This window comes from Gemelliphila asaccharolytica, assembly GCF_001553005.1.
In the GTDB taxonomy this organism is placed as follows: domain Bacteria; phylum Bacillota; class Bacilli; order Staphylococcales; family Gemellaceae; genus Gemelliphila; species Gemelliphila asaccharolytica.
This window is the reverse complement of the sequence record NZ_KQ959878.1, coordinates 1-3,917: the sequence shown is the minus strand read 5'-3', so window position 1 is coordinate 3,917 and position 3,917 is coordinate 1. Positions and strand designations below refer to the sequence as shown.

General features: G+C 22.3%; 1 protein-coding gene. It reads left to right on the top strand.

Annotation, left to right across the window (positions count from 1 at the left end):
* Positions 1–502: 502 nt before the first annotated feature.
* Positions 503–3,917: leucine-rich repeat domain-containing protein (locus HMPREF1871_RS03520; RefSeq protein WP_157058053.1), on the top strand; the 3,415-nt coding region annotated here is incomplete at its 3' end.

Genomic DNA, 3,917 nt, shown 5'->3' with positions numbered 1-3,917 from the left:
CTGCAAGATTAGAACGTTGCCAGGCATTTTGAATAGTTCCCTTTCGGGAGCTTTTTTTTATTGTTTAAGAAATAATTAGAAAATATAAATTTAATACTAAAAAAGAGGTTGTGCAAAATAATAGTTCATAGGAGTTTTAGAGAGGAAACCAGCTTTAAAATCAAAAAAAGAAATATCAACATAAAAGACAAAAAAAATACTTTTTTTATAGTTGGTATTTTTTGTTTATATAAAATAATCGCTCATATAGAGAGCTTTTTTTATTTATAATTTATTTTTTTAAATATAAGAAAAGGTAAAATAAAAAAATCAATCTTATATTTATAGATTAATTGTATTTAGTAATTAAAAGAAAAATGGTAATAAAAAATTTTTAAAATCTTTTATATTAATTTATGTATAAAAAAAGAAATAAAAAAGTAATTAAAATCATCTACAAAGATTAAAAAAATAATGCTAGAATAGAGTTGATTAGGGAAGTAACGATAAAAAAGGAGAAAATATGAATAATAGAAAAATATTATCAAGTTTTTTAATATTTTCATTGTTAACAAGTTTAACAAATCCAAATATTTTAGCAAAAGAAAAAATTAGTAATGAAAAAATTACAGATAGAGATTATAATACAATTAATGAAAATAAATTTACTTTTGATAAAAAATCAGGAACAATTACAAAATACATAGGTGAAGATAAAAATATAGTGATACCTAATAAAATAAAGGGAGAAGCTGTAAAAAAAATAGGAAAAAAAGCCTTTTTTAAAACAAAAGTAGAAAAAGTAACAATAAGTGAAGGGATAGAAACTATTGAAAGTGGAGCGTTTTTGGGAGTAAACAGTTTAAAAGAGATAAACTTTCCTAATTCTTTAAAAAAAATAGGAGAAATGTCTTTTTTTAAGACTTCATTAAGTGAGATTAAATTAGATGAAGGACTTTTAGAAATAGGAAAAAGAGCTTTTTCAAATTGTAGCAATCTAGCTAAGATTAATTTTCCCAACACTCTTACAAAGGTAGAAGATAGTGCTTTTGAAAAATGTAAAATAAATTCAAATATAAATTTAGGAGAAAATTTTACTCATTTAGGAAATAGAGTTTTTTATCAGAATAAAGGTAATATAGAAATAAATATAAGTGAAAAGGGAAAAAAAATTTATCTTCATGATGAGATATTTAATATTAAAGAATTAAAAATTCCACAAAATAGAGAAATCATGCTTTTTGCTAGGGCATTTTGTGATAAAAATTGTTATCTTAATAAAAAAATAACTTTAGATTTAGGAAAAATAGAAGTTAATAAAAATAAATCAAATGAAGAAATTTTAAAGATTCTTAATGAAAAAATAAAATTAAAAACAGGGTTTGTAAAAGTAGGGAAAAAAGTTGATGGAAGTGACGATACTTATTTAGAAACTGGAATAGATTGGGAAATAAAAAGAGATAATGAAAAAGTAAATGTAGTAGGAAAATTCAAAAAATTCCCAAAAAATATTTATACTGAAGCAAAACAAAACAAAGAACTTATAGAAAAAGTATTAGATAATTATAATTTGAGCCTAAAAATAAAAGAAAACGAGGAAAAAGAGGTTAATAATAACTTTACTAAAGAAGATTTTACTTATAAAATTATAGAAAATAAATTGATATCAAAAAGGAATTATTTAGCGATAACAGGTTTAAATGAAAGTGGAAAAGAAAAAATAAAAAAAAATAAAAAATTAGTAATCCCTGAAACTATTTTTGTAGAAGAACAAGGGAAAAAAATAGAAAAAAAAGTAGAAGGAATAGCCCCTAATAGTTTTAAAGACTTAGATATAACTTCTTTAGATATAAAAATAAATGAAGGGTATAAAGAGTATATTATAGATACAGGAGCTTTTAAAAATAACAAAATAAAAGAATTTAAAATACCTTTAGGAACAAAATTTATAGAATCTTATGCCTTTAAAAATAATCAAATAAAAAATCTTTTCATTCCTGAAAGTGTTGTAAAAGTGGGCAATGAAAGTTTTGCTAATAATGAAATGACTAATTTAAAAATAAGTGATGATGTTAAAAATTTTCAATTTGACTCTTATAGTTTTGCGTATAATAAAATAAAAGAACTAGACCTACCTTTTAGTATTTTTAAACTTTTACAAAATGTTTTTTTTGAACAAGAAGGATATAAAGAAAAAAAAGTAAAACTTTATACTAGAAACAAAAGACATTTAGAAGTTTCGACATATATAAATCCTTATAGTGATTATCATGAATTTAAATTAGTAGGAGAAAAAGTTAATAGGATAAATTTAAGAAGAAGTATAGAATATGCCTCTTCATTATTAAAAGAAGATTATAAAGAAGAAAGTTTTTTAGTTTTAGAAGAGATAAAATTAAAAGCAAAAGAGATTATGAAAAAGCACTCCTCTAATCAAAAAGAAATAGATGACGCTACAAAAAAACTAAATGATGCTATAAAAAAACTTATTCCCAACGGAGTTAATAAAAAAGAGTTGATAAAAAATATAAGCAGACTTGAAAATTTAAGTGACAGATTATATGAACAAATTTCTTATAATAATTTATTAAAAACAATAGAAGAAGCTAAAACTATTTATAACAAAAAAGATGCAAGTCAAGAAGCAATAGACAAAATTAATAAAAAATTAAAAAAAGCAGAAAAAAATTTAGTTTTTAGTGAAGAAGCTAAATATAAAAAAGAAGATTTTTTATATAAAGGTAGTAGTATTTTAGGGTTTAGTGATAAGGGAAAAGAAAAATTTGAATATAATAAATATTTAGTTATTCCTGAAAAAACACCTGATAATAATGAAGTATTAGAAATAAGTGATAATGCCTTTTTATATGATGGAAAATATGACTATACAACCGATACAGGAGAAAGCAAAAATGGTTTAATAAGTGTAATTTTACCTAAAAATATAAAAAGAATAGGAAAAAAAGCTTTTCAAAAAAATAGACTTAAAAATGTTAAATTACCTGAAAGTTTACAGGAAATAGACTCTTTAGCGTTTAATGGAAATAACCTACAAGACATAATTATTCCCGATAATGTGGTAAAAATGGGAGATGGTGTTTTTTCTTTAAATGATATAAAAAAAGCAAAATTAAGCAAAAATTTTAAAAAAGTTCCTAATGGAATTTTTTCGAGAAATATTCATTTAGAAAACATTGAGATACCTTATGGAGTTACTTCAATAGGACAAGGAGCTTTCACAGGGTGTCCATTAAAACAATTAAAAATTCCAAGCAGTGTGAAAGTTATAGAGAAATATGCTTTCTTATCTCATAGATTAGAAACTTTAGAAATTCCAAGCTCAGTAGAGGAAATAAAAGGACAAGCCTTTGCATCAAATAAAAAATTTAGATATTTGAAAAATTTAATTTTGCACGAAGGAATAAAAAAAATAGAAAAAGATGCTTTCAAAAGTTCTTTAATAGAGGAAGTAGAAATACCATCAAGTTTAGAAAAATTAGATAAAAATGCCTTTAATGACAATATGGATAGCAATAAAAATATAATTAAAGTTAAGGTATATACTTATAATAAAAATCATCTAAATATTTTAGAAAAAGGGATAAATCATGAAATAATTTTTAAAAATTTAGATGTTTCCAAATTGAAAGATGAGAAAAAAAAAGCTTTAGAACTAAAAGAAGATAAATATTATAAAGATATAGATAAAAAAGAAAAAGAAGAATTTGAATATTTATTAAAAGAATCTTTTGAAATAATAAAAAATCCTACAAGCAAAGAAAAATATAATAATATTATAAAAGAATTGGTAAATAAAAATAAAAATATTAAAGAAAAATTGGAAGAATTAAAAAAAGAAACAACTGAAAATCTAACAAACTCAGAGGAAAAACCTAATGTAATAGAAGGCTGGAAGCAAAATGACTATGGCTGGTGGT